The sequence below is a fragment of the Citrobacter sp. Igbk 14 genome (genome assembly GCF_028069825.1).
In the GTDB taxonomy this organism is placed as follows: Bacteria; Pseudomonadota; Gammaproteobacteria; order Enterobacterales; family Enterobacteriaceae; genus Citrobacter.
In genome coordinates, this window is sequence record NZ_JANEWM010000014.1 from 41,657 (window position 1) to 68,631 (window position 26,975).

Consider the following 26,975-nt stretch of genomic DNA (forward strand, 5'->3'; position numbering starts at 1 on the left):
TGAGCAAGGTGTTAAATTGATCACGTTTTAGACCATTTTTTCGGCTGTACTCCCTAAAAAAATAGGGGTGAAAAAACGGTAACGGTTATTTTTGACATACGGTTTATCCGAATTGCTGAAGATTGTTGATGAGCGCTTGCGCCGCAGCAATCGACAACATGATGGATAGCAACATCAGGCGATACGTCTTGTACCTCTATATTGAGACTCTGAAACAGAGACTGGATGCCATAAATCAACTGCGTGTGGATCGCGCGCTTGCTGCCATGGGACCTGCCTTCCAGCAGGTATACAGTCTGCTGCCGACATTATTGCACTACCACCACCCACTGATGCCGGGTTACCTCGATGGTAACGTTCCCAAAGGCATATGCTTTTACACGCCTGATGAAACCCAACGCCACTACCTGAATGAGCTGGAACTGTACCGCGGTATGTCACCGCAGGACCCTCCAAAGGGCGAACTGCCGATCACCGGCGTTTACTCTATGGGCAGCACCTCTTCCGTAGGGCAAAGCTGTTCCTCTGACCTCGATATTTGGGTCTGCCATCAATCCTGGCTGGATAGCGAAGAGCGGCAGTTGCTGCAACGTAAATGCAGCCTGCTGGAAAGTTGGGCCGCCTCGCTGGGCGTGGAAGTCAGTTTCTTCCTGATTGATGAAAACCGTTTCCGCCACAATGAAAGCGGCAGTCTGGGTGGTGAAGACTGTGGCTCGACGCAGCATATCCTGTTGCTTGATGAATTCTATCGCACCGCTGTGCGCCTCGCAGGTAAGCGTATTCTGTGGAATATGGTGCCTGGCGATGAAGAAGAGCATTACGACGATTACGTCATGACGCTCTACGCGCAGGGGGTGTTAACGCCAAACGAATGGCTGGATCTGGGTGGACTCAGTTCGCTTTCCGCCGAAGAGTACTTTGGTGCCAGCCTCTGGCAGTTGTACAAGAGTATCGATTCCCCGTACAAAGCGGTGCTGAAAACGCTGCTGCTGGAAGCCTATTCCTGGGAATACCCCAATCCACGCCTGTTGGCGAAAGACATTAAACAGCGCCTGCACGACGGCGAGATTGTCTCTTTTGGTCTCGACCCATACTGCATGATGTTGGAACGTGTAACCGAGTACCTCACTGCGATTGAGGACCCAACACGTCTTGATTTAGTGCGTCGATGTTTCTACTTAAAAGTCTGTGAGAAACTGAGCCGTGAACGCGCCTGTGTGGGCTGGCGTCGTGAAGTGTTAAGTCAGTTAGTACAAGAGTGGGGTTGGGATGAAGCCCGCCTGACAATGCTGGATAACCGCGCTAACTGGAAAATTGACCAGGTACGCGAAGCGCACAACGAACTGCTCGATGCAATGATGCAGAGCTATCGTAATTTGATTCGTTTTGCGCGCCGCAACAATCTTAGCGTCAGCGCCAGTCCGCAGGATATTGGCGTGCTGACCCGTAAGCTGTATGCCGCATTTGAAGCCTTGCCCGGCAAAGTGACGCTGGTGAACCCGCAGATCTCACCGGATCTCTCAGAACCCAATCTGACCTTTATCCACGTGCCGCCAGGTCGCGCCAACCGTTCGGGTTGGTATCTCTACAACCGCGCGCCTAACATGGATTCGATCATCAGCCATCAGCCGCTGGAATATAACCGCTATCTCAATAAGCTGGTGGCGTGGGCATGGTTTAACGGCCTGCTGACATCGCGTACGCATTTGTTTATTAAGGGTAACGGTATTGTCGACTTGCCGAAGCTGCAGGAGATGGTCGCCGATGTATCGCACCACTTCCCGCTGCGTCTGCCGGCACCAACGCCGAAAGCGCTGTACAGCCCGTGCGAAATTCGCCATCTGGCAATTATCGTCAACCTCGAATATGACCCGACGGCGGCGTTCCGCAATCAGGTCGTGCATTTTGATTTCCGTAAGCTGGATGTCTTTAGCTTTGGCGAAGAGCAAAATTGTCTGGTGGGTAGCGTAGATCTGCTGTATCGCAACTCGTGGAATGAAGTGCGAACCCTGCACTTCAACGGCGAGCAGGCGATGATTGAAGCGTTAAAAACGATTCTGGGAAAAATGCATCAGGATGCCGCGCCACCGGATAGCGTTGACGTGTTCTGTTACAGCCAGCATTTGCGTGGTTTAATCCGCACGCGTGTCCAGCAACTGGTGTCTGAGTGCATCGAACTGCGCCTGTCCAGTACGCGCCAGGAAACTGGGCGCTTCAAAGCGCTGCGTGTTTCCGGTCAGACGTGGGGCCTGTTCTTCGAACGTCTGAACGTCTCGGTGCAGAAACTGGAAAACGCCATTGAATTCTATGGCGCGATTTCGCACAACAAATTGCACGGTCTTTCCGTCCAGGTTGAGACCAACCATGTGAAATTGCCGTCGGTGGTGGACGGTTTTGCCAGCGAAGGGATCATTCAGTTCTTTTTTGAAGAGACGGGTGATGAGCAGGGCTTTAACATCTACATTCTGGACGAGAGTAACCGTGTCGAGGTGTATCACCACTGTGAAGGCAGTAAAGAAGAGCTGGTGCGGGATGTCAGCCGCTTCTATTCATCGTCGCACGATCGCTTCACTTACGGCTCCAGTTTTATCAACTTTAACCTGCCGCAGTTTTATCAGATTGTGAAAACTGACGGGCGCGCGCAGGTGATCCCGTTCCGCACCCAGCCGATTAGTCCAGTCCCACAAACCAGTCAGGATAACGACACGCCGCTGTTGCAGCAGTATTTCTCGTGAGTTAACTTTCCCGGATGCATGACGCTTATCGGGCCAGAGTAGGCCGGATAAGCGAAGCGCATCCGGCACTAAAACTTAACGGAAGCTCACCTCTTCACCCGCCTGCAGCGTAGCAGCCTGTTCCAGCAGATCCCAGAACGTTTCGCCGCTGCGGTCGCAAATCCACTCGTCGCCTTTCAGGTCAAAATGGTAACCGCCCTGTTTAGTGGCCAACCATACCTGGTGCAGCGGTTCCTGACGGTTAATGATAATTTTGCTGCCATTTTCGAAGCTGATAGTCAGTACGCCACCGTTAATCTCACAATCGATATCGCTGTCGCCGTCCCAGTCGTCCAGACGCTCTTCAATGGTCATCCACAGGGTGTCGGCAAGGCGATGAAATTCACTGTCGTTCATTTTTTTATCCTGTTTTTCGTGATGGTCGCAGTATAACGCGGAATAAATCACGTTGCAGTTTTTAGCCAAACTCTTGCTTTTACGCCTTCTCCTGCGATGATAGAAAACAGAAAGCATGAACTTACAGGCAATCCATAATGAAAAACGTGTTTCAGGCACTCGCTGTACTTTTTACACTGTTCAGCCTGACGGGCTGTGGTCTGAAGGGACCTCTCTATTTCCCGCCAGCAGACAAAAACGCGCCGCCTCCGACGAAGAGCATTCAGTCGCCAGCACAATCTACGACGCCGGATAAAAACGATCGTGGAATCAGTGATGGACCTTCTCAGGTGAATTACTGACGGTAAGTTTCTGTACCCGCGTGAACGGAGTAAACAATGCAATTCTCTAAAATGCATGGCCTTGGCAACGATTTTATGGTCGTCGACGCGGTAACGCAGAATGTCTTTTTCTCACCCGAGCTGATCCGTCGTTTGTCTGACAGGCATCTGGGTGTTGGGTTCGATCAATTACTGGTCGTCGAGCCGCCTTACGATCCGGAGCTGGATTTCCATTACCGCATTTTCAATGCTGATGGCAGTGAAGTCTCGCAGTGTGGAAATGGCGCTCGTTGCTTTGCCCGTTTTGTGCGCCTGAAAGGGTTGACGAATAAGCGTGATATTCGTGTCAGTACCGCGAATGGCCGCATGGTATTAAGCGTAACGGACGATGAGCTGGTGCGGGTCAACATGGGAGAACCCAACTTTGAACCCTCGCAGGTCCCTTTTCGTGCCAATAAAGCAGAGAAGACCTATATTATGCGAGTGGCCGAGCAGACAGTATTGTGCGGCGTGGTTTCAATGGGGAATCCGCATTGCGTGATTCAGGTTGATGATGTTGATACGGCCACGGTGGAAACTCTGGGACCGGTTCTGGAAAGCCATGAACGCTTCCCTGAGCGCGCCAATATCGGCTTTATGCAAGTGGTCAAACGTGAGCATATCCGACTGCGTGTTTATGAGCGTGGCGCAGGTGAAACACAGGCTTGTGGCAGCGGCGCGTGTGCGGCTGTCGCTGTCGGTATTCAGCAGGGCCTGCTGGCAGATGAAGTGAGGGTGGAATTACCGGGCGGTCGACTTGATATCGCCTGGAAAGGTCCGGGTCATCCGTTATATATGACTGGCCCGGCGGCACATGTCTACGACGGATTTATTCACTTATGAAGCAACCAGGGGAAGAACTACAGGAAACGCTCATGGAACTGGACGACCGGGCGGTCGTCGATTATCTGCAACGTAATCCTGAGTTTTTTATCCGTAATGCTCAAGCGGTTGAAGCGATGCGCGTCCCGCACCCGGTGCGGGGCACGGTCTCTTTAGTTGAATGGCATATGGCTCGGGCACGTAATCATATCAACGTGCTGGAAGAGAACATGGCGTTGTTGATGGAACAAGCGAATGCCAACGAAAGCCTGTTCTATCGACTATTAAATCTGCAAGGACGACTGGTGTCCGCGAACAGTCTCGATGACATGCTGATGCGACTTCATCGCTGGGCGCGTGAGTTAGGGCTGGCGGGAGCGACGGTTCGTCTGTTTCCGGATCGCTGGCGACTTGGTGCTCCCTCGAAATTTACCCATCTGGCATTAAGCCGTCAGGCTTTCGAACCGCTGCGCATTCAGCGTCTTGGTCAGTCACAGCACTACCTTGGACCACTCCACGGCCCGGAACTGTTAATCATGATGCCGGAAGCGAAAGCCATCGGCTCGGTGGCAATGTCGATGTTGGGGCAAGATGGCTCACTTGGTGTCATGTTGTTCAGTAGCCGTGATGCCAATCATTACCAGCAGGGGCAGGGCACGCAGTTATTGCAGGAAATTTCGCTGATGTTGCCGGAACTGCTGGAGCGTTGGATTGAACGCGTATGACCGATTCACCTCTTTCTCAGGATGTGACGCGCTTTTTACGTTATCTGGGCGTTGAGCGCCAGCTTAGCCCGATCACATTGCTAAATTATCAGCGTCAGCTTGATGCCATCATTGCGTTAGCCGGAGAAACCGGTCTGCAAAGCTGGCAGCAGTGTGATGCGCTCATGGTTCGTAGTTTTGCCGTACGTAGTCGCCGTAAAGGGCTGGGACCTGCCAGTCTGGCGTTGCGCCTGTCTGCACTGCGCAGTTTCTTCGACTGGATGGTTAATCAGGGCGAGCTGAACGCTAATCCGGCAAAAAGTGTTTCCGCGCCGAAAGCGCCGCGCCATTTACCTAAAAATATTGATGTTGATGATGTTAATCGCCTGCTGGATATCGATCTCAACGATCCCCTCGCAGTGCGCGACCGGGCAATGTTAGAAGTGATGTACGGCGCAGGGCTGCGTCTGTCTGAACTGGTTGGGCTGGATATTAAACATCTCGATCTTGATACTGGCGAAGTGTGGGTGATGGGCAAGGGCAGTAAAGAACGCCGTCTGCCGATTGGCCGCAATGCGGTGACGTGGATTGAGCACTGGTTGGATCTGCGCGGACTGTTTGGCAGCGATGAAGATGCGCTGTTCCTGTCAAAACTGGGCAAACGCATCTCTGCGCGGAACGTGCAGAAACGCTTTGCTGAATGGGGTATCAAGCAGGGGCTGAACAGCCACGTACATCCCCACAAATTGCGCCACTCTTTTGCGACACATATGCTGGAGTCGAGCGGCGATCTTCGCGGTGTGCAGGAGTTATTGGGACATGCCAACCTCTCAACGACCCAAATCTATACCCATCTTGATTTTCAACACCTGGCTTCAGTGTACGATGCGGCGCATCCACGCGCCAAACGGGGGAAATAATGCGTTTTTACCGGCCTTTGGGGCACATTTCTGCGCTCACCTTTGACCTTGATGACACCCTTTACGATAACCGTCCCGTTATCACACGCACCGAGCAGGAAGCGCTCGCTTTTGTCCAAAATTACCATCCCGCGCTGCGCGCGTTACAAAATAGCGACCTCCAACGCTTACGCCAGGTTGTGCGCGACGCTGAGCCGGAAATCTACCACGATGTTACCCGTTGGCGTCATCGTGCCGTCGAGCGCGCTATGCTGGAGGCGGGGTTGTCAGAGGCAGAAGCCAGAATGGGGGCGAACGCGGCGATGATGAATTTTGCCAAATGGCGTAGCCGTATCGACGTCTCGCAGACAACGCATGACACGTTAAAGGCACTGGCTCGCAAATGGCCGCTGGTGGCGATCACCAACGGTAATGCGCAACCAGAGCTGTTTGGCCTGGGCGATTATTTTGAGTTTGTACTTCGTGCGGGCCCGGATGGGCGATCAAAACCGTTCAGCGATATGTACTCGCTGGCCGCGGAAAAACTGAATCTGCCTGTGGGGGAAATCCTGCATGTTGGTGATGACCTGACGACAGACGTCGCCGGTGCCATTCGTTGCGGTATGCAGGCTTGCTGGATCAAACCGGAAAATGCCGACCTGATGCAGACTGCAGACAGCCGTTTGCTACCGCATATCGAAATTTCACAGTTGGCATCTCTGACCTCGCTGATATAATCACCAACAGAACTCTGTATATATACCCAGCTTTTTGGCGGATGGCGCTACGCTTATCCGCCCTACCTACTTTTACGTGGCGGTGCCAATGGACGTTTCTTACCTGCTCGACAGCCTTAATGACAAACAGCGTGAAGCGGTGGCCGCGCCACGCAGCAACATGCTGGTTCTGGCGGGCGCGGGGAGTGGTAAAACGCGTGTGCTGGTGCACCGTATTGCCTGGTTACTGACGGTTGAGAACAACTCGCCGTACTCCATTATGGCGGTGACGTTTACCAACAAAGCGGCGGCAGAAATGCGCCACCGTATTGGTCAGATCATGGGAACCAGCCAGGGCGGTATGTGGGTGGGGACGTTCCATGGCCTGGCACACCGTCTGCTGCGTGCACATCATATGGATGCGAATCTGCCGCAGGATTTCCAGATCCTCGACAGCGAAGACCAGTTGCGTCTGCTTAAGCGCCTGATCAAAGCAATGAATCTGGATGAGAAGCAGTGGCCACCGCGTCAGGCGATGTGGTTCATCAACAGCCAGAAAGACGAAGGGCTGCGCCCGCACCATTTACAGAGCTATGGCAACCCGGTTGAGCAAACCTGGCAGAAAGTCTATCAGGCCTACCAGGAAGCGTGTGACCGCGCGGGGCTGGTGGATTTCGCCGAGCTGCTGCTGCGCGCCCATGAACTGTGGCTCAACAAGCCGCATATCCTGCAGCACTACCGCGAACGCTTTACCAATATCCTGGTGGACGAATTCCAGGATACCAACAACATTCAGTACGCGTGGATCCGCCTGCTGGCGGGTGACACCGGTAAAGTGATGATCGTGGGTGATGACGACCAGTCAATTTACGGCTGGCGCGGCGCGCAGGTGGAAAACATCCAGCGCTTCCTCACTGACTTCCCCGGCGCAGAAACCATCCGTCTGGAGCAGAACTACCGTTCGACCAACAACATCCTCAGCGCGGCCAATGCCCTGATTGAAAACAACAACGGGCGTCTGGGTAAAAAGCTGTGGACTGACGGCGCCGACGGCGAACCGATCTCTCTGTACTGCGCGTTCAACGAACTCGATGAAGCGCGCTTTGTGGTCAACCGTATCAAGACCTGGCAGGACAACGGCGGAGCGCTGGAACAATGCGCCATTCTGTATCGTAGCAACGCCCAGTCGCGCGTACTGGAAGAGGCGTTGTTACAGGCCAGCATGCCGTACCGTATTTACGGCGGTATGCGCTTCTTTGAACGCCAGGAAATCAAAGATGCGCTCTCTTACCTGCGTTTGATCGCTAATCGCAACGATGATGCCGCGTTTGAACGCGTGGTGAATACGCCAACCCGCGGGATTGGCGATCGTACTTTAGATGTGGTGCGTCAGACCTCGCGTGACCGCCAGTTGACGCTGTGGCAGGCATGTCGTGAGTTGCTACAGGAAAAAGCCCTTGCCGGTCGTGCTGCCAGCGCGCTACAGCGTTTTATGGAGCTTATTGATGCCCTGGCGCAGGAAACGGCCGATATGCCACTGCATGTGCAAACAGACCGGGTGGTGAAAGACTCCGGCCTGCGCATGATGTACGAGCAGGAGAAAGGCGAGAAAGGCCAGACACGTATCGAAAACTTAGACGAACTGGTCACAGCAACACGCCAGTTCAGCTACAACGAAGAAGATGAAGATTTAATGCCGCTGCAGGCATTTCTCTCCCACGCCGCGCTGGAAGCGGGCGAAGGGCAGGCGGATACCTGGCAGGACGCGGTACAGCTGATGACCCTGCACTCGGCGAAAGGCCTTGAGTTCCCGCAGGTGTTTATCGTGGGGATGGAAGAAGGTATGTTCCCCAGCCAGATGTCGCTGGACGAAGGTGGTCGTCTGGAAGAAGAACGCCGTCTGGCCTATGTCGGCGTCACCCGTGCTATGCAGAAGCTGACACTAACCTATGCCGAAACGCGCCGTCTGTACGGCAAAGAGGTGTACCATCGCCCATCGCGCTTTATCGGCGAACTGCCGGAAGCGTGCGTGGAAGAGGTGCGCCTGCGTGCCACCGTCAGCCGCCCGGTCAGCCATCAACGGATGGGAACGCCAATGGCGGAGAACGACACCGGTTATAAGCTCGGCCAGCGCGTGCGCCACGCCAAGTTTGGCGAAGGCACAATCGTCAATCTCGAAGGCAGCGGTGAGCATAGTCGCCTGCAGGTGGCGTTCCAGGGGCAGGGCATCAAATGGCTGGTGGCGGCCTACGCCAGACTGGAAACGGTGTGATCGGTTCTGCTTTGCCGGATGGCGACGCTGTAGCGCCTTATCCGGCCTACAGACCGGGTACATTTTTATTTGTAGGCCGGATAAGGCGAAGCCGCCATCCGGCTATCTGTCGGTTAATATTCTGAAATCATAGATAAATAATTCCCCTCTGCTAACCTTTCTGTATAAGGGGAAATTATTACTTTTTCGCCATCCGTTGCGTGTTGACGTCAAAATTTTGCTGGCGTAACATGCGCGCACGATTACGCTAAGAGGACATTCGCCTTGGACACACCCAGTAGATACTGGCTCATTATCCTGTCATCCAGGATCAACTCCTAAGGCTATCCCTTTTTGCTGATAGCCTTCGCGGTTGTCAGCGACCTTCTGTTTTTTCCCGTCGCGCTGAGTCAGGCTGTTTAATGGTCTGAAACCCAATTTGTTTCTGTGTGCCCACCGAACTGTCCGATAATTTTTTGCATTGGGAGTCCCGGTCATGCTGAGCGCATTTCAACTGGAAAACAATCGTTTAACTCGCCTTGAGGCAGACGAGATCGAGCACCTGGCCAGTTCGGTTTGGGTCGATTTAGTCGAGCCGGATGACGAAGAACGAAACCGTGTGCAAAAGGACTTGGGCCAGAATCTGGCTACGCGCCCTGAACTGGAAGACATCGAAGCATCCGCACGTTTTTTTGAAGACGAAGACGGTCTGCACATCCACTCCTTCTTCTTTTATGAAGACGCCGACGATCACGCGGGCAACTCAACCGTCGCATTTACCATTCGCGAAGGTCGCCTGTTTACTCTGCGCGAGCGCGAACTGCCGGCTTTCCGCCTGTACCGCATGCGTGCGCGTAATCAGGCGATGGTGGATGGCAACGCCTACGAGCTGCTGCTCGATCTGTTCGAAACCAAAATTGAACAGCTGGCGGATGAAATAGAAAACATCTATAGCGATCTGGAAAAACTCAGCCGTGTGATCATGGAAGGGCGTCAGGGTGATGAGTACGACGAAGCGCTGTCCACGCTGGCGGAGCTGGAAGATATCGGCTGGAAGGTACGTCTGTGTCTGATGGATACCCAGCGCGCACTGAACTTCCTGGTGCGCAAAGCGCGTCTGCCGGGTAGTCAGCTGGAGCAGGCGCGTGAGATCCTGCGCGATATCGAGTCCCTGTTGCCGCACAACGAATCACTGTTCCAGAAAGTTAACTTCCTGATGCAGGCGGCGATGGGCTTTATCAACATCGAGCAGAACCGCATCATCAAGATCTTCTCGGTGGTTTCTGTCGTGTTCCTGCCGCCGACGCTGGTCGCTTCCAGCTATGGCATGAACTTTGAGTTTATGCCAGAGCTGCACTGGAGCTTCGGTTATCCTGGCGCGATTGTCTTTATGATGCTCGCAGGTCTGGCGCCGTATCTGTACTTTAAGCGCAAGAACTGGCTGTAATGGCTGTGCCGGATGGCGCTTCGCTTATCCGGCCTACAAAAGCGATTCTCCGTAGGCCGGATAAGGTGTAGCCTCCATCCGGCACTTCTTCAGTTCCGACGTACCCGTCTTTGCGTATAAATTGCATCCATCACGAAAATTGCCAGCGCTACCCAGATAAAGGCGAAGGTGACCATTTTATCCGCTCCCGGCACTTCACCGTAGAACGTTACCGCCAGCAGGAACATCAGCGTTGGCCCGATATACTGGAAAAAGCCCAGCGTGGACAGACGTAAACGGGTTGCCGCTCCGGTAAAGCACAGCAGTGGGATAGTGGTCACGACACCCGCAGCAATCAGTAGCAGATTGAGTGACAAGGGGTTCTGACCCATATGGCTGGTCGGGCTGTCTGCGATACCAAACAGATAGATAGCTGCAATGGGTAAGAGCCACAGAGTTTCGATCAGCATGCCGGTTTGTGCTTCGACAGCGATTTTCTTGCGTACCAGACCATAAAAAGCAAAGCTGAATGCCAGCCCCAGCGCGATTATTGGCAGCGATCCAAAGGTCCACAGCTGTACCAGTACGCCACAGGCGGCTAACAGTACTGCCAGCCACTGCATACGGCGGAAGCGTTCTCCGAGGAAAATCATCCCCAACACGATATTTACCAGTGGGTTAATAAAGTAACCGAGGCTGGCTTCCAGCATATGGTGGTTATTGACCGCCCAGATAAAGAGCAGCCAGTTTCCGCCGATTAGGACCGCCGAGAGCGCCAGCAGAAAAATCTTCTTTGGCGTTTGCAGCAGCGTTTTGACACCTGACCATTGGCGACTAACGCTCATCAGCGCCACCATAAAGAAAAATGACCAGATGACGCGGTGCGTCAGGATCTCATCCGCCGGGACGTAGTAAATCAGTTTGAAGTAGGCGGGAGCGATACCCCAAATAAAATAGGCAGCAAGAGCGAGTAACACGCCCTGCCGCGTTTGTTTAGCATCCATTGGGAGAACTCATTGCAGAAAAGTAACCGTAGTTTACCTTTTTTCAGGCGCTTACCCCACCATATAAGTGGCAGTTGCACTGGCGATATAAAGCTGTTCTTCGTTGTGCAGTTCCACCCGTGCGACTGCCACTTTATTGCCTGCTCGCAGCAGACTGCTGGTGGCCGTAAAGCGATTTCCTCTGCCTGGTCGCAGGTAATCAACGCGCAGATCGATGGTGCCCATTCGTGACATGCGCTGGCGTAGCTCGTCCTCGCTGATGGTTTCGTGGCGGGTTAGCGTACTGCCAACGCACACCAGCCCGGCGGCAACGTCCAGCGCTGAGGCGATCACCCCGCCGTGCAGGATGCTTTGTGCCCAGTTACCCACCATCATCGGTTGGTTTTTAAACGCTAATTGCGCAAATTCTTTTTCATAACGTTCCAGTTCCAGCCCCAATGCCCGATTAAACGGCATATGATAGACAAACATTTCACCCACTAATTTAAGGGCTTGCTCAGCAGTAAGAACAGCAGACATACGATCCCGATACCTTATTGGTTAATGAAATGTTGATATTATGCTTATTATTTGTTGTTTTCTACTTTAGGACGGGATAACTAACGAGGAACTAGCTAAGTATGTAGAATACTTGGCAGATAATTATACAATTCATCAATATTTTGGTTCAGGAGAACACTACCGATGCGGGCGATTCTGGGTTGGTTACTACCAGCAGTCATGCTGCCGTTGACCGCGTATGCGCAGGAAGCGACAGTGAAAGAGATTCATGATGCACCAGCAGTGAGAGGCAGTATTATCGCCAATATGCTGCAAGAACACGATAATCCTTTCACGCTGTACCCCTATGACACCAACTATCTCATCTACACCAATACCAGCGACATGAACAAAGAGGCGATCAGCAGCTATAACTGGTCGGATAATGCGCGCAAAGATGAGGTTAAGTTTCAGCTAAGCCTGGCATTTCCGCTTTGGCGCGGGATTTTGGGCCCGAATTCAGTGCTCGGTGGTTCATATACTCAGAAATCCTGGTGGCAGCTTTCTAATAGTGAAGAGTCTTCACCGTTTCGTGAAACTAACTACGAGCCGCAGCTGTTTCTGGGTTTCGCCACGGATTATCGCGTTGCTGGCTGGACGCTACGTGATGTCGAAATGGGCTATAACCATGATTCAAATGGGCGATCCGATCCCACCTCGCGCAGCTGGAACCGTCTGTACACTCGCCTGATGGCTGAAAATGGCAACTGGCTGGTGGAGGTTAAACCGTGGTACGTCATCGGTAGCACCGACGATAACCCCGACATCACCAAATACATGGGCTACTACCAGCTTAAAATGGGTTATCACCTCGGTGATGCCGTCATCAGCGTGAAAGGCCAGTACAACTGGAATACCGGTTACGGTGGTGCTGAAATCGGTGCGAGTTACCCAATCACTAAGCATGTTCGCTTTTACACCCAGGTCTATAGCGGCTACGGCGAATCGCTGATCGACTACAATTTCAATCAGACGCGTGTGGGTGTGGGTGTGATGCTTAACGATATCTTCTGATAGGTTTGATAGCATTTTAATCATTGCAGTTTCTCTCTCAGGCGCTGAAAATAGCGCCTGTTTTTCTTTAAGGCTAATGGGGTTAATGTGGCGCAGGCGGAAGTGTTGAATCTGGAAATGGGCGCTAAACAGGTTTTGCAGGAAACCTTTGGCTACCAACAGTTTCGCCCTGGTCAGGAAGAAATCATCGATACTGTGCTCTCTGGTCGCGACTGCCTGGTCGTCATGCCGACCGGTGGTGGTAAATCCCTGTGCTATCAAATCCCCGCATTATTGCTGAACGGACTCACCGTAGTTGTCTCGCCGCTTATTTCCCTGATGAAAGATCAGGTCGACCAATTATTAGCAAACGGTGTGGCGGCGGCGTGTCTGAACTCTACCCAAAGTCGTGAACAGCAGCTTGAGGTCATGGCTGGCTGTCGCAGCGGGCAAATTCGGTTGCTGTACATTGCGCCCGAACGTTTGATGCTGGATAACTTCCTCGAACATCTGGCGCACTGGAATCCGGTATTGCTGGCCGTTGATGAAGCACACTGCATCTCACAATGGGGGCACGATTTCCGCCCTGAATACGCCGCGTTGGGTCAATTGCGTCAGCGTTTCCCGACGCTGCCGTTCGTGGCGCTGACCGCGACTGCTGATGACACCACTCGCCTGGATATTGTGCGTCTGCTGGGGTTGAACGATCCGCTCATTCAGATCAGCAGTTTTGACCGGCCGAATATTCGCTACATGCTGATGGAGAAGTTTAAGCCGCTCGATCAGCTGATGCGCTATGTACAAGAACAGCGCGGCAAGTCCGGCATTATTTACTGTAACAGCCGCGCGAAGGTCGAAGACACCGCAGCGCGTCTGCAAAGTCGTGGCATCAGCGCGGGTGCCTATCATGCTGGACTGGAAAACAGTGTACGTGCCGAGGTGCAGGAAAAATTCCAACGCGATGACCTGCAAATCGTGGTGGCGACCGTAGCGTTCGGGATGGGAATCAACAAACCTAACGTACGCTTTGTGGTGCATTTTGATATCCCGCGTAACATCGAATCCTATTACCAGGAAACCGGTCGTGCCGGGCGCGATGGCCTGCCTGCGGAAGCGATGCTGTTTTACGATCCCGCTGATATGGCATGGTTACGGCGTTGCCTGGAAGAGAAACCAGCCGGGCAGTTACTGGATATTGAACGGCATAAACTCAATGCGATGGGAGCGTTTGCCGAGGCGCAAACCTGTCGTCGTCTGGTATTGCTGAATTATTTTGGTGAAGGACGTCAGGAGCCGTGCGGCAACTGCGATATTTGTCTCGATCCGCCAAAACAGTACGATGGTTTAATGGATGCGCGTAAGGCGCTGTCGACAATCTACCGCGTCAACCAACGCTTTGGTATGGGGTATGTCGTGGAAGTCTTACGCGGAGCCAATAACCAACGTATTCGCGAGCTGGCTCATGACAAGCTGCCGGTCTATGGCATTGGTCGTGAACAGAGCCATGAACATTGGGTGAGTGTGATCCGCCAATTGATTCACCTTGGTCTGGTGACGCAGAATATTGCCCATCACTCTGCGTTACAGTTAACCGAAGCCGCACGACCGGTTCTGCGTGGCGAAATCTCGTTACAACTTGCCGTGCCGCGTATTGTGGCGCTGAAACCGCGTGCGATGCAGAAATCCTTCGGTGGCAACTACGACCGCAAGCTCTTCGCCAAATTGCGTAAGCTGCGTAAGGCGATTGCCGATGAAGAAAATATCCCGCCGTATGTGGTTTTCAACGATGCGACGCTGATAGAAATGGCCGAGCAGATGCCGGTTTCTCCGAGCGAAATGTTAAGCGTCAACGGCGTGGGCATGCGTAAACTTGAGCGTTTCGGCAAAGAGTTTATGGCGCTTATTCGTGCGCACGTTGATGGCGACGACGAAGAGTAGTCAGCCGGGCAAAAAAGTGCCAGGATGGTGACTCACTGAACTATTTCCCCCGCGAGTCATTTTTATGTTAACGCTATTTTTCACCGTTGCGTTGGTGCATATCGTTGCACTGATGAGTCCCGGTCCCGATTTTTTCTTTGTCTCTCAAACAGCTGTGAGCCGTTCGCGTAAAGAAGCGATGATGGGTGTGCTGGGTATTACCTGTGGCGTCATGGTATGGGCTGGCGTGGCACTGCTCGGTTTACACCTGATTATCGAAAAAATGGCCTGGCTGCATACCATTATTATGGTCGGCGGGGGGCTGTATCTGTGTTGGATGGGCTACCAGATGCTGCGCGGTGCGTTTAAAAAGCAGAATGTTGCGACTCCAACACCACAGGTTGAACTGGCACAGAGCGGGCGCAGCTTTTTAAAAGGTCTACTCACCAATCTGGCGAACCCGAAAGCCATTATTTACTTTGGCTCCGTGTTCTCATTGTTCGTTGGCGATAACGTAGGAACGGGCGCGCGCTGGGGGATCTTTGCCCTAATCATCGTGGAAACGCTAGCGTGGTTTACCGTAGTCGCCAGCCTGTTTGCGCTACCGAAAATGCGCCGCGGTTATCAGCGTCTGGCGAAGTGGATCGATGGATTCGCTGGCGCACTGTTTGCAGGTTTCGGCATTCACCTGATCATTTCGCGCTAAGTCGGTTATCCGCCTGGGGGACCCAGGCGGAATGCGATTTATTGCGCAAGTTTCTGTAACTCGTCCTTCGAAAGGCCGGTCATTTCCATAATTGCGTCGGTATCAAGACCTCGCTTGAGCATTGCTTTTGCTACATCAGTAAGGGCAAGGCGCCTCCCTTCTTCACGGCCTATCTGTTTTAGCTGATCCGCCATTGTCATCAGTTTGTCTCCATGCTGCGGCACACGCTGTGCCAGCTTATACAATAATGTCTGAACATCTTGTGTATTCCCTGCTTGCACCATGTAGTTTACCAGCACGGTTATTTGTTGTCCGCTCATCTTATTCAGCATAAACAGGCGGGTAAGTTTATCCAGCAGCTGCGCCATATCGCGCTGGCGAATATGTTTTTGTACTAATGTCAGCGCCGCCATACTGCGATGCTGCATAATCTCATCATCTGGAATAACCGTCACATCCACCAACGGAAACGGTGTGCTGTAAAGTTGAAGGGCGGTCGCTGAATCCTCAAAGTGATCCAACCAGTTCATTGAGCCTTGCCATGGACTTTGCTTGCCATGGTAAAAGAGCACTGGAATAACCAGCGGTAACGTGTCGTTTCCCGCCTCAAGATGACGTTGCATCGCTGCGATAGCGTAGCGCATCAGGCGAAATGACATGTGCTTGTCCGGTGAGCTTTGATGCTCAATGAGCACATGTACATAGCCATGCCCACTGGTGGTCTCCAGTGAGTAGAGAATATCGCTGAAATAGGGGCGCAGATCGTCCTCCACAAAGCTGCCTGATTCCAGACGGAGCGTTTCCAGCTTGCAGATTTTGATTAACGAGGGAGGAAGATGAAGTTCGATAAAGTCCCGCGCGGTTTCCACGCGGGAGAGGAAGGTCTTAAAGACTGCGTCATGTGGTGTTGTTGCTTCCGCCATCGTGCATCATCCGTGAGAAGTGAATATGGCGGCATTCTGGCATTAGCAATCAACGTCTAACAGTACAAAATTAAAGGCTTTTCTACCTTTGCGGCGAAGTACGAGAACTCATGTCCAAACGCTCTTACTGTTAGCATTTCATTGCGAGCGTCGTTCCATTTGCTAGGCATGCCTTGCTGACGCCAGCAGGGCACCTATCAGCATAAACAGTGAACCAAACACCTTGTTCAGCGCCTTCATTTGCTTTGGCCCCTTAATCCAGCCTGCAATGCGGGTGGCCAGCGTCGCGTAACCGATCATCACAATGATATCGACAACAATGGTGGTGATACCAAGCACCACATACTGCATGACCTGAGGTTCTTGCGGCATGATGAACTGTGGGAACAGGGCGGCAAGAAAAACAATGCTTTTAGGGTTGGTCAGGTTAACGAAAACCGCCCTTTTGAACAGGCGGCTGCGTGTTTGCGTGTTCGCCATGGTGTTCAGATCGATAGCGCCCGCTGCCCGCCATTGCTGAATACCCAACCAAATCAAATAGGCCGCTCCCGCCCACTTCAGTACTTCAAACGCGATGACTGAACGTGAGAACAGTGTCCCCAGCCCAACACCAACCAGTACGATATGAATGCCAAGCCCGGTCTGCAAACCGGCAATAGAGGCGCTGGCGCCACGATAGCCGTGGCTGATGGCGGTTGTCATGGTATTGATTGCGCCAGAGCCCGGAGACAAGCTCAAAATAATAGAGGTCAGCAGGTAGGCGAACCACCATTCAAAGGTCATGAGAAACTCCCGGATTGTCTATTTTTATGCCACAATACGCTACTGCCGTTGCGTTGTATCAGGCGCGGCGAAAAAAACGATTTTACTTGGTCAGCGAGGCTGGATACCCGATGTTTCAGCAGCAAAAAGACTGGGAAACAAGAGAAAACGCGTTTGCCGCTTTTTCCATGGGTCCACTGACAGATTTCTGGCAGCAACGGGAGGAAGCGGAGTTTACGGGTGTAGATGATGTTCCCGTACATTTTGTTCGCTTTCGTGCCGAAAAAAACGATCGCGTCATCGTTGTCTGTCCTGGGCGCATTGAAAGCTATGTGAAATACGCTGAGCTGGCGTATGACCTGTTTCATTCTGGTTTTGACGTACTCATTATCGATCACCGTGGTCAGGGGCGTTCCGGGCGGATGTTATCGGACCCGCATCGTGGTCATGTCGATAACTTTAATGACTACGTCGATGATTTAGCCGCCTTCTGGCAGCAGGAAGTACAGCCTGGCCCGTGGCGAAAACGCTATATACTGGCACATTCCATGGGCGGTGCGATTGCCACCTTGTTCCTGCAGCGCCATCCCAATCAATGTGATGCCATTGCGCTTTGTGCGCCCATGTTTGGTATCGTGATGCGTTTTCCCGACTGGATGGTGCGCCACATTCTTGACTGGGCCGAAGGGCATCCACGCATCCGTGAAGGCTATGCGATGGGGACCGGCCGCTGGCGGGCGCTGCCATTCGGTATGAATGCACTAACCCATAGTCGACAGCGCTATCGGCGTAACCTACGCTTTTACGCAGATGATCCGCGGTTACGTGTGGGTGGCCCTACCTATCACTGGGTGCGTGAAGGTATTCAGGCGGGCGAACAGGTTCTGGCCGGAGCGGGTGATGACGCAACGCCAGCGCTGCTTATTCAGGCCGAAGAAGAGCGTGTGGTGGATAACCGCATGCACGATCGTTTTTGTGAACTCCGCGCTGCAGCAGGCCATCCGGTAGAAGGAGGTCAGCCGCTTGTCATAAAAGGCGCGTACCATGAGATCCTTTTCGAAAAGGACGCAATGCGCTCAGTCGCGCTTAACGCCATTGTTGATTTTTTCAACAGGCATAACTCATCCAGCGGAACTCGCTTTTCCTAGAGGTTTAATTTTCTTATGTATCAGGTTGTTGCGTCTGATTTAGACGGTACGCTGCTTTCTCCCGACCATACTTTGTCCCCTTATGCCAAAGAGACGCTGAAACTTCTGACGGCTCGCGGTGTTCACTTCGTGTTTGCCACCGGTCGTCATCATGTTGATGTGGGGCAAATTCGCGATAACCTCGGCATTAAAACCTACATGATCACGTCCAACGGTGCCCGCGTGCACGATCCTGACGGAAATCTGGTGTTTTCCCACAACCTGGATCGCGACATTGCCAGCGATCTGTTTGGCGTTGTGAACGCCAACCCGGATATCGTGACGAATGTTTACCGCGATGATGAGTGGTTCATGAACCGCCACCGCCCGGAAGAAATGCGTTTCTTTAAAGAGGCGGTATTCAATTATTCACTGTTTGAACCTGCTCTGCTGGAGCCGGAAGGCGTCAGCAAAGTGTTTTTCACCACCGATTCTCACGAAAGGTTGCTGCCGCTGGAACAGGCGATTAACGCCCGCTGGGGCGATCGCGTGAACGTCAGTTTCTCCACACTGACGTGTCTGGAAGTGATGGCAGGTGGCGTGTCGAAAGGCCATGCGCTGGAAGCTGTGGCGAAAGCGATGGGCTATAGCCTGAAGGACTGTATCGCCTTCGGCGACGGTATGAACGATGCGGAGATGCTCTCCATGGCAGGCAAAGGCTGTATCATGGGCAACGCGCATCAACGCCTGAAGGATCTGCATCCGGAACTGGACGTGATTGGCCTCAATGCCGATGATGCCGTGCCGCATTATCTGCGAGAGCTTTTTCTGCAGTAACGTTGTTGGTCGTTAGTTGACCAGTTGTCAACCTTGTTCTTCGCTACAATGGGTGTACCTTTTGTTAAGAGACATCCATTGTGGCGTTACTCATCATTACCACAATTCTGTGGGCCTTTTCCTTCAGCCTGTTTGGCGAGTACCTTGCCGGTCATGTCGATAGCTATTTTGCGGTGCTGGTGCGCGTTGGGCTGGCGGCTCTGGTGTTTTTACCGTTTTTGCGTACCCGTGGGCACAGCGTAAAAACAATCGCGCTGTATATGCTGGTGGGAGCCATGCAGCTTGGCATTATGTATATGCTGAGTTTTCACGCCTATCTGTATCTGACGGTTTCAGAGTTGCTGCTCTTTACCGTTCTGACACCGTTGTACATTACGCTAATTTATGACCTGATGAGCGGGCGCCGTTTACGTTGGAGCTATGCGTTCAGCGCACTACTGGCGGTAATTGGCGCAGGGATTATCCGTTACGATCAGGTGACCAGCCACTTCTGGACCGGCCTGCTGCTGGTACAGCTTTCTAACATTAGCTTTGCCATCGGTATGGTGGGTTACAAACGCCTGATGGAAACGCGCCCGATGCCACAACACAACGCCTTTGCCTGGTTTTACATGGGCGCCTTTATGGTGGCGGTCGTGGCCTGGTTCATGCTGGGCAATGCGCAGAAAATGCCTGCAACCCCGCTACAGTGGGGAATTCTGGTGTTTCTTGGCGTGGCGGCGTCCGGCATTGGTTACTTTATGTGGAACTACGGCGCGACCCAGGTGGATGCCGGTACGTTGGGCATTATGAACAATATGCATGTGCCGGCGGGGCTGCTGGTCAATCTGGCTATCTGGCACCAACAACCGCACTGGCCAAGCTTTATCATTGGCGCGGCTGTGATAGTGGCTTCACTGTGGGTACATCGTAAGTGGGTCGTTCCGCACTCCGCACAAACGGCAGGTGGTCACAGGCGTGATTCCGCGCTGAACGAATAAACGCTTCTGTTACCGGCTGGCGCTGTTCTCCGTCGCGAACGGCGGCGTACAGTCGGCTCCACAACCCATCGCCCAGGGTTTTGGTTACGACCAGACCCTGGTGTTCAAAACTCTCTACTACCCAGTGCGGCAAAGCCGCGATACCCATTTTTGCGGCAACCATCTGAATCAGCAGCAGTGTGTTATCCACACTCTTCAGCGACGGACTGATGCCTGCGGGCTGCAGGAAATGCCGCCAGACATCCAACCGACTACGCTGCACCGGATAAATAAGCAGAGTTTCGCTGGCCAAATCTTCCGGCGTGATTTGCGTTTTGCTGGCCAGTGGATGGTCGGGGGCCAGGATCAGGCGTACTTCAAAATCGAACATCGGTGAATAGTGCAATCCGCTGCGCGGCAGAATATCGGATGTCATCACCAGATCCAGCTCATCCTGCTGTAACGCCGGTTGCGGATCGAAGGTCACGCCAGATTTAAAATCCATCTCCACCTGCGGCCAGTTGGCACGAAAATTCTCCAACGCGGGCGTCAGCCACTGAATGCAACTGTGGCATTCAATCGCGATACGTAATCGGGTTTGCTGCGGTTCGTTGCATGCCTGTAGCGCGCGACCTATTTGCGGCAATACCTGGTTTGCCAACTGGAGCAGAATTTCACCCTGTGGCGTAAAACGCAAAGGCTGGCTCTTGCGGACAAAAAGCCGAAAGCCAAGGCGCTGCTCCAGATCGCTGAACTGGTGAGAAAGGGCGGATTGCGTCTGATGCAACGTGGCCGCTGCTGCTGCCAGAGAGCCACTGTTCCGCAACGCCTGGAGCGTTTTCAGGTGTTTAATCTCGATCATGAAAGTCCTTCACTTCGGCATGAACAAATTGCGCTTGAGGAATATACAGTAACTGGCAAATATGGATGTGTAAACATCTGGACGGCTAAAATCCTTCGTCTTTTAAATTTATGGTGCGTTGGCTGCGTTTCTCCACCCCGGTCTCTTACTTCAGTAAGCTCCCGGGGATGAACAAACTTGCCGCCTTCCCTAAATTCAAAATCCATAGGATTTACATATAATTAGAGGAAGAAAAATGACAATATTGAATCACACCCTCGGTTTTCCTCGCGTTGGCCTGCGTCGCGAGTTGAAAAAAGCGCAAGAAAGTTACTGGGCGGGTAATTCTTCCCGTGAAGATTTGCTGACCGTTGGCCGCGAGCTGCGTGCCCGCCACTGGGATCAGCAGAAACAGGCGGGTATAGACCTGCTGCCGGTGGGTGATTTTGCCTGGTACGATCACGTCCTGACCACCAGCCTGCTGCTCGGCAACGTCCCGGTTCGCCATCAAAATAAAGATGGCTCCGTCGATATCGATACCTTATTCCGTATTGGCCGTGGCCGTGCACCGACGGGTGAACCGGCGGCGGCGGCAGAAATGACCAAATGGTTTAATACCAACTATCACTACATGGTGCCGGAGTTCACCAAAGGTCAGCAGTTCAAACTGACCTGGACCCAACTGCTGGATGAAGTGGACGAAGCGCTGGCGCTCGGTCACAAGGTAAAACCCGTACTGCTTGGCCCGGTAACTTACCTCTGGCTGGGGAAAGTGAAGGGTGAACAGTTTGACCGCCTGAACCTGCTCAACGACATTCTGCCGGTTTACCAGCAGGTGCTGGCTGAGCTGGCGAAACGCGGTATTGAGTGGGTGCAGATTGATGAACCTGCTCTGGTACTGGAGCTGCCGCAAGTGTGGCTGAATGCCTTTAAACCGGCTTATAACGCCCTGCAGGGCCAGGTGAAGTTGCTGCTGACCACCTACTTCGAAGGCGTAACGCCAAACCTGGAGACCATTACCGCGCTGCCGGTGCAGGGTCTGCATGTTGACCTGGTCCATGGCAAAGATGATGTTGCCGAGCTGCACAAACGCCTGCCTGCCGACTGGCTGCTGTCAGCGGGTCTGGTAAATGGTCGTAATGTCTGGCGCGCCGATCTCAGCGAAAAATACGCGCAAATTAAAGATATCGTCGGGAAACGCTCGCTGTGGGTGGCTTCTTCATGCTCTCTGCTGCACAGCCCAATTGACCTGAGTGTTGAAACCCGTCTGGATGCCGAAGTGAAGAGTTGGTTTGCCTTCGCGCTGCAAAAATGCGGAGAGCTGGCGCTACTGCGTGATGCGCTGAACAGCGGTGATACCGCGGCGCTGGTTGAATGGAGCGCACCGATTCAGGCGCGTAGCCACTCCACCCGTGTACACAACGCCGCAGTGGAAAAACGTCTGGCGGCGATCACCGCCCAGGACAGCCAACGCGCCAACGCTTACCCGGTTCGCGCCGAGGCGCAACGTGCCCGCTTTAATCTGCCAGCATGGCCGACCACCACTATCGGCTCATTCCCGCAAACCACGGAGATTCGCGGTCTGCGCCTGGACTTCAAAAAGGGCAACCTGGATGCAGGCAACTACCGTACGGGGATCGCAGAACATATCAAACAGGCGATTGTTGAGCAGGAACGTCTGGGCCTCGACGTACTGGTACACGGTGAAGCTGAACGTAACGACATGGTCGAATACTTTGGCGAACATCTGGACGGCTTCGTCTTTACCCAGAATGGCTGGGTGCAGAGCTACGGCTCACGTTGTGTGAAACCACCGGTTGTTATTGGCGATGTCAGCCGTCCGGAAGCGATTACCGTTGAGTGGGCTAAATACGCGCAGTCGCTGACTGACAAACCGGTTAAAGGCATGCTGACCGGACCGGTGACCATTCTTTGCTGGTCGTTCCCGCGTGAAGATGTGACCCGTGAAACGATCGCGAAACAGATTGCGTTGGCGCTGCGTGATGAAGTGGCAGATCTGGAAGCGGCGGGTATCGGTATTATTCAGATTGATGAACCTGCACTGCGTGAAGGCCTGCCGCTGCGTCGCAGTGACTGGGCGGCATATCTGGAATGGGGCGTGGAAGCCTTCCGCATCAACGCAGCGGTGGCGAGGGATGAAACTCAGATCCACACCCATATGTGTTACTGCGAGTTTAACGACATCATGGATTCCATTGCTGCGCTGGATGCGGACGTGATCACCATTGAAACCTCGCGTTCCGACATGGAGTTACTGGAGTCGTTTGAAGAGTTTGATTACCCGAACGAAATCGGGCCGGGCGTCTATGATATTCACTCACCCAACGTCCCGAGCGTGGAGTGGATTGAGGCCCTGCTGAAGAAAGCGGAACAGCGTATTCCGGCTGAGCGTCTGTGGGTGAACCCGGACTGTGGCCTGAAAACGCGCGGCTGGCCGGAAACTCGGGCAGCGCTGGCTAACATGGTGAAGGCCGCGCAGAATCTGCGTCAGGCTTAAAAATAAAACGGAGGCGTTAGCCTCCGTTTTGATGATCGGTTTGCCTGGCGATACTTACTTCTTCTCACCGTATTGCGCAAACCACTCCAGCATTCTCTGCCAGCCATCCTTCGCGGACTCTTCGTGATAGCTCGGGCGATAATCGGCATTAAACGCATGGCCAGCATCGGGATAGACGACGATTTCCGCTTTAGCATTGGCGGCACGCAGTGCCTGACGCATGGTTTCCACGCTGTCCTGTGGAATACTGGTATCCTGGCCGCCATACAGTCCCAACACGGGAGCGTTCAGATCGGTGGCAATATCGACAGGGTGTTTGGGGGAGTTCAGCGTTTTATCGCCAACCAATTTGCCATACCACGCCACCGCCGCTTTTAGCTGTGGATTGTGTGCGGCATACAGCCAGGTAATACGTCCACCCCAGCAAAAACCCGTCATCATTAATTGATGCACATCGCCGCCGTTGCGGGAGGCCCAACTGGCAACATGATCCAGATCCGCCAGGACCTGTGAGTCGGGAACTTTTGCCACCAGGCCGCTTAGAAGCGTCGGGATATCGGCAAAATCACTGGGATCGCCCTCGCGAAAATAGAGTTCGGGTGCGATAGCCAGATAACCTTCCAGCGCCAGTCGACGGCAAACATCACGAATGTGCTCATGAAGACCAAAAATTTCTTGCACGACAATGACGACGGGCAGCGGGCCATCGGTCTGTTGCGGTCGTGCGTGATACGCAGGCATATCATCGCCTTGTGATGGAATTGATGTCACTCCGGCGATAATCGCGTGATCCGGGGTATGAACCGTCGTGGACGCCGGTGGGGATACAGCAGGTGCAAAACCAGATTGTCGTGTTGTCATGGTATTCTCCGTACCCTTAAATATTATGCAAAATAGCGCATTGTTAACTATAGACACATGCAACGAACCACATTGCCTCAAACGGTCTATCTTTTGTGCAAGGCTTCCTTACATTGCGCCATTAATGTGATGGTCATCACCATTTCACGGTAAATCAATGCAATTGATTTGCGTCATAGTGATGGCTGTCACGAAAAGATGTTTATGCCTTCGGTAAAGTGTGTTTTTGCTTCTTCTGACAAAACCGATTCACAGAGGAGTTTTTATGTCTAAGTCTGATGTTTTTCATCTCGGCCTCACTAAGAACGATTTACAAGGGGCCCAGCTCGCTATCGTCCCTGGCGACCCGGAGCGTGTGGAAAAGATCGCCGCGCTGATGGATAAGCCGGTCAAGCTGGCATCTCATCGCGAGTTCACTACCTGGCGTGCTGAACTGGATGGTAAAGCCGTGATCGTTTGCTCTACCGGTATCGGCGGCCCGTCCACCTCCATCGCCGTAGAAGAACTGGCGCAACTGGGCATCCGTACCTTCCTGCGTATCGGTACGACTGGCGCTATTCAGCCGCATATCAATGTGGGTGATGTACTGGTGACTACCGCATCTGTCCGTCTGGACGGTGCGAGCCTGCACTTTGCACCAATGGAATTCCCGGCTGTTGCAGACTTTGAGTGCACCACCGCGCTGGTGGAAGCGGCGAAATCTATCGGTGCGACTACTCACGTAGGCGTTACCGCGTCTTCAGACACCTTCTACCCGGGCCAGGAGCGTTATGACACCTTCTCTGGCCGCGTAGTGAGCCGTTTCAAAGGCTCTATGGAAGAGTGGCAGTCGATGGGCGTCATGAACTATGAAATGGAATCTGCGACGCTGCTGACCATGTGCGCAAGCCAGGGTCTGCGTGCAGGTATGGTTGCTGGCGTTATCGTCAACCGTACTCAGCAAGAGATCCCGAATGCAGAAACGATGAAGCAAACGGAAAGCCACGCGGTGAAAATCGTGGTAGAAGCCGCACGCCGTTTACTGTAATTCTCCCTTCTTTGCTAAAAGGCCGACGTGTTCGGCCTTTTTATTTTGCGTAGCACCTCGCAGGAAATTCCTTTTAAACTGGACGTTTATACAGCACAATTCTATTTTGTGCGGGTAAGTCGTTGCTGTAAGGGGGCGTTGTGGATATTTCAATTTTGATGAGTGCCGTGCTGGCATTAGCTGCAGGGCTGCTGGTGGGCTGGCTGGCGACAAAAGCGCGCGCCGATCAGATCCGCGCAGACCTCATCGAAGAACGACGAGAACTGGATATTGCCCTCAGTGCAGCCCGGCAACAGCTCTCGCAGGAAGCCCACTGGCGTGACGAATGCGAGCTGCTGAATAACGAACTCCGTAGCCTGCAGAGTATCAATACCTCACTGGAGGCCGATCTCCGGGAAGTCACCACCCGTCTGGAAGCAACGCAGCAGCATGCGGAAGATAAAATTCGCCAGATGATCAACAGCGAACAGCGCCTGAGCGAACAGTTCGAGAATCTGGCGAACCGCATTTTCGAACACAGTAACCGTCGGGTAGATGAGCAAAATCGCCAAAGCCTTAACAGTCTGCTGACACCATTACGCGAACAGCTGGACGGTTTTCGCCGCCAGGTTCAGGATAGCTTTGGTAAAGAGGCGCAAGAGCGCCACACCCTGGCACACGAAATTCGTAATCTCCAGCAACTGAACGCGCAGATGGCGCAGGAAGCCGTTAACCTGACACGGGCATTGAAAGGTGATAACAAAACACAGGGAAACTGGGGAGAGGTGGTACTTACGCGGGTGCTTGAAGCCTCTGGTCTGCGGGAAGGCTATGAATACGAAACCCAGGTTAGCATCGAGAATGATACGCGCTCACGGATGCAACCGGATGTTATTGTCCGATTGCCGCAGGGCAAAGACGTGGTGATCGATGCGAAAATGACGCTGGTGGCCTATGAACGCTACTTTAATGCAGAAGATGAATACACCCGGGAGGGTGCGCTGCAGGAGCATATCGCCTCTGTGCGAAATCATATTCGTCTGCTGGGTCGTAAAGATTATCAACAGCTTCCAGGGCTGCGTACGCTGGACTATGTGCTGATGTTTATCCCCGTCGAACCTGCTTTCCTGCTGGCGCTGGACAGACAGCCCGAACTGATTACCGAAGCGCTTAAAAATAACATTATGCTGGTCAGCCCCACGACGTTGTTGGTGGCATTACGTACGATCGCTAACCTGTGGCGCTATGAGCATCAAAGCCGCAACGCGCAACAAATTGCGGATCGGGCCAGTAAACTTTATGACAAGATGCGCCTGTTTGTGGATGATATGTCGGCAATCGGCCAAAGCCTGGACAAAGCCCAGGATAACTACCGACAGGCAATGAAGAAGCTCTCTTCGGGGCGTGGAAATGTCTTATCACAGGCGGAAGCCTTCCGCGGCTTAGGCGTGGAAATTAAGCGTGAGATTAATCCTGAGTTGGCTGAACATGCCACGAGTCAGGATGAAGAGTACCGTTTGCGCTCGGTCTCCGAGGCGCAACAAGAAGAGACATACGCCGATAATGCGGCGGTAAATCAGCAATCGAGCTAGCCCATTTGGGGTAGTTGAACCCGGCAGAAGGGTAGGGCAAATTGGCCCAATCTGTTACACTTCTCGAACATTTTTTGGATG

The 26,975-nt window shown here is 53.2% G+C and carries 25 protein-coding genes; 18 read left to right on the forward strand and 7 right to left on the reverse strand.

The genetic code is table 11. The features are described from left to right. The first annotated feature begins 188 nt into the window (after positions 1-188). A complete protein-coding gene (gene cyaA, locus NNN64_RS07765) occupies positions 189-2,735 on the forward strand; it encodes a class I adenylate cyclase (protein ID WP_202039645.1) in 2,547 nt (848 codons plus the stop codon). Between the two features lie 75 nt (positions 2,736-2,810). Here the strand turns inward: cyaA and cyaY are convergent, their stop codons facing one another. Beyond that, positions 2,811-3,131, reverse strand: a complete 321-nt coding sequence (gene cyaY / locus NNN64_RS07770) for an iron donor protein CyaY (RefSeq protein ID WP_271441008.1) — start codon at positions 3,129-3,131, stop codon at positions 2,811-2,813. 137 nt (positions 3,132-3,268) lie between these two features. Here cyaY and lptM point away from each other — a divergent pair, with 137 nt between their 5' ends. The 8 genes from lptM (at position 3,269) to corA (ending at position 10,329) form a co-directional block, all read left to right on the forward strand. Beyond that, complete coding sequence (gene lptM / locus NNN64_RS07775; protein ID WP_005133315.1) at positions 3,269-3,472, forward strand: LPS translocon maturation chaperone LptM; 204 nt, start codon at positions 3,269-3,271, stop codon at positions 3,470-3,472. A gap of 36 nt (positions 3,473-3,508) precedes the next feature. After that, entirely contained in the window at positions 3,509-4,333 is an 825-nt protein-coding gene (gene dapF / locus NNN64_RS07780) for a diaminopimelate epimerase (protein ID WP_040230073.1), read from the forward strand. After that, positions 4,330-5,037, forward strand: a complete 708-nt coding sequence (locus tag NNN64_RS07785) for a DUF484 domain-containing protein (protein ID WP_271441009.1) — start codon at positions 4,330-4,332, stop codon at positions 5,035-5,037. The genes dapF and NNN64_RS07785 overlap by 4 nt, the downstream gene beginning before the upstream one ends. Further along, entirely contained in the window at positions 5,034-5,936 is a 903-nt protein-coding gene (gene xerC / locus NNN64_RS07790) for a tyrosine recombinase XerC (RefSeq protein ID WP_271441010.1), read from the forward strand. Before NNN64_RS07785 ends, xerC begins: the two co-directional genes overlap by 4 nt. After that, positions 5,936-6,652 (forward strand): 5-amino-6-(5-phospho-D-ribitylamino)uracil phosphatase YigB, encoded by a 717-nt coding sequence (yigB, locus tag NNN64_RS07795; protein ID WP_271441011.1) that lies wholly within the window; start codon positions 5,936-5,938, stop codon positions 6,650-6,652. The genes xerC and yigB overlap by 1 nt, the downstream gene beginning before the upstream one ends. An 88-nt stretch (positions 6,653-6,740) precedes the next feature. Then, complete coding sequence (uvrD, locus tag NNN64_RS07800; protein WP_271441012.1) at positions 6,741-8,903, forward strand: DNA helicase II; 2,163 nt, start codon at positions 6,741-6,743, stop codon at positions 8,901-8,903. A 264-nt stretch (positions 8,904-9,167) separates the two neighbouring features. Next, positions 9,168-9,224: a YsgD/CorL family protein gene (gene ysgD / locus NNN64_RS07805; RefSeq protein WP_212723238.1), complete on the forward strand. Its 57-nt coding sequence runs from the start codon at positions 9,168-9,170 to the stop codon at positions 9,222-9,224. A 154-nt stretch (positions 9,225-9,378) separates the two neighbouring features. Then, positions 9,379-10,329: a magnesium/cobalt transporter CorA gene (gene corA / locus NNN64_RS07810; RefSeq protein ID WP_003017920.1), complete on the forward strand. Its 951-nt coding sequence runs from the start codon at positions 9,379-9,381 to the stop codon at positions 10,327-10,329. A gap of 89 nt (positions 10,330-10,418) precedes the next feature. Here the strand turns inward: corA and rarD are convergent, their stop codons facing one another. Then, on the reverse strand, positions 10,419-11,312 hold the full coding sequence (rarD, locus tag NNN64_RS07815) for an EamA family transporter RarD (RefSeq protein ID WP_271441013.1): 894 nt from the start codon (positions 11,310-11,312) through the stop codon (positions 10,419-10,421). Between the two features lie 51 nt (positions 11,313-11,363). Further along, positions 11,364-11,831 carry an acyl-CoA thioesterase YigI gene (yigI, locus tag NNN64_RS07820; RefSeq protein WP_271441014.1) on the reverse strand — a complete coding sequence of 156 codons (468 nt, stop codon included), beginning with the start codon at positions 11,829-11,831 and terminating at the stop codon, positions 11,364-11,366. 165 nt (positions 11,832-11,996) lie between these two features. Here yigI and pldA point away from each other — a divergent pair, with 165 nt between their 5' ends. From pldA to rhtC, 3 genes are all read left to right on the forward strand, one after another. Then, positions 11,997-12,866: a phospholipase A gene (gene pldA, locus NNN64_RS07825; RefSeq protein ID WP_271441015.1), complete on the forward strand. Its 870-nt coding sequence runs from the start codon at positions 11,997-11,999 to the stop codon at positions 12,864-12,866. An 87-nt stretch (positions 12,867-12,953) separates the two neighbouring features. Beyond that, positions 12,954-14,783 (forward strand): ATP-dependent DNA helicase RecQ, encoded by a 1,830-nt coding sequence (gene recQ, locus NNN64_RS07830; RefSeq protein ID WP_271441016.1) that lies wholly within the window; start codon positions 12,954-12,956, stop codon positions 14,781-14,783. Positions 14,784-14,847: 64 nt separating this feature from the next. Then, on the forward strand, positions 14,848-15,468 hold the full coding sequence (rhtC, locus tag NNN64_RS07835; RefSeq protein WP_271441017.1) for a threonine export protein RhtC: 621 nt from the start codon (positions 14,848-14,850) through the stop codon (positions 15,466-15,468). 38 nt (positions 15,469-15,506) lie between these two features. Here the strand turns inward: rhtC and NNN64_RS07840 are convergent, their stop codons facing one another. Next, positions 15,507-16,391, reverse strand: a complete 885-nt coding sequence (locus NNN64_RS07840) for an Rpn family recombination-promoting nuclease/putative transposase (protein ID WP_271441018.1) — start codon at positions 16,389-16,391, stop codon at positions 15,507-15,509. A 162-nt stretch (positions 16,392-16,553) separates the two neighbouring features. Then, positions 16,554-17,174, reverse strand: a complete 621-nt coding sequence (gene rhtB / locus NNN64_RS07845; protein WP_271441019.1) for a homoserine/homoserine lactone efflux protein — start codon at positions 17,172-17,174, stop codon at positions 16,554-16,556. A gap of 110 nt (positions 17,175-17,284) precedes the next feature. On the opposite strand from rhtB, the gene pldB reads away from it, so the two are divergent. The 3 genes from pldB (at position 17,285) to NNN64_RS07860 (ending at position 20,097) form a co-directional block, all read left to right on the forward strand. Beyond that, entirely contained in the window at positions 17,285-18,301 is a 1,017-nt protein-coding gene (pldB, locus tag NNN64_RS07850; RefSeq protein ID WP_271441020.1) for a lysophospholipase L2, read from the forward strand. A gap of 15 nt (positions 18,302-18,316) precedes the next feature. Then, the gene (yigL, locus tag NNN64_RS07855) at positions 18,317-19,117 is read left to right on the forward strand and encodes a sugar/pyridoxal phosphate phosphatase YigL (RefSeq protein ID WP_202037303.1); all 801 of its coding nucleotides are present in this window, start codon (positions 18,317-18,319) and stop codon (positions 19,115-19,117) included. 80 nt (positions 19,118-19,197) lie between these two features. Continuing rightward, complete coding sequence (locus NNN64_RS07860) at positions 19,198-20,097, forward strand: carboxylate/amino acid/amine transporter (protein WP_271441021.1); 900 nt, start codon at positions 19,198-19,200, stop codon at positions 20,095-20,097. On the opposite strand, the gene metR is transcribed toward NNN64_RS07860, so the two are convergent. After that, complete coding sequence (gene metR, locus NNN64_RS07865; RefSeq protein WP_271441022.1) at positions 19,985-20,938, reverse strand: HTH-type transcriptional regulator MetR; 954 nt, start codon at positions 20,936-20,938, stop codon at positions 19,985-19,987. The genes NNN64_RS07860 and metR overlap by 113 nt on opposite strands. 235 nt (positions 20,939-21,173) lie before the next feature. On the opposite strand from metR, the gene metE reads away from it, so the two are divergent. Next, entirely contained in the window at positions 21,174-23,435 is a 2,262-nt protein-coding gene (gene metE, locus NNN64_RS07870; protein WP_271441023.1) for a 5-methyltetrahydropteroyltriglutamate--homocysteine S-methyltransferase, read from the forward strand. Between the two features lie 54 nt (positions 23,436-23,489). Here the strand turns inward: metE and NNN64_RS07875 are convergent, their stop codons facing one another. Next, a complete protein-coding gene (locus NNN64_RS07875) occupies positions 23,490-24,296 on the reverse strand; it encodes a dienelactone hydrolase family protein (RefSeq protein ID WP_271441024.1) in 807 nt (268 codons plus the stop codon). A 265-nt stretch (positions 24,297-24,561) separates the two neighbouring features. On the opposite strand from NNN64_RS07875, the gene udp reads away from it, so the two are divergent. Then, positions 24,562-25,323: a uridine phosphorylase gene (gene udp, locus NNN64_RS07880; RefSeq protein WP_006686084.1), complete on the forward strand. Its 762-nt coding sequence runs from the start codon at positions 24,562-24,564 to the stop codon at positions 25,321-25,323. 158 nt (positions 25,324-25,481) lie between these two features. After that, positions 25,482-26,894 (forward strand): DNA recombination protein RmuC, encoded by a 1,413-nt coding sequence (rmuC, locus tag NNN64_RS07885; RefSeq protein WP_416348277.1) that lies wholly within the window; start codon positions 25,482-25,484, stop codon positions 26,892-26,894. The last annotated feature ends 81 nt before the right edge of the window (positions 26,895-26,975 follow it).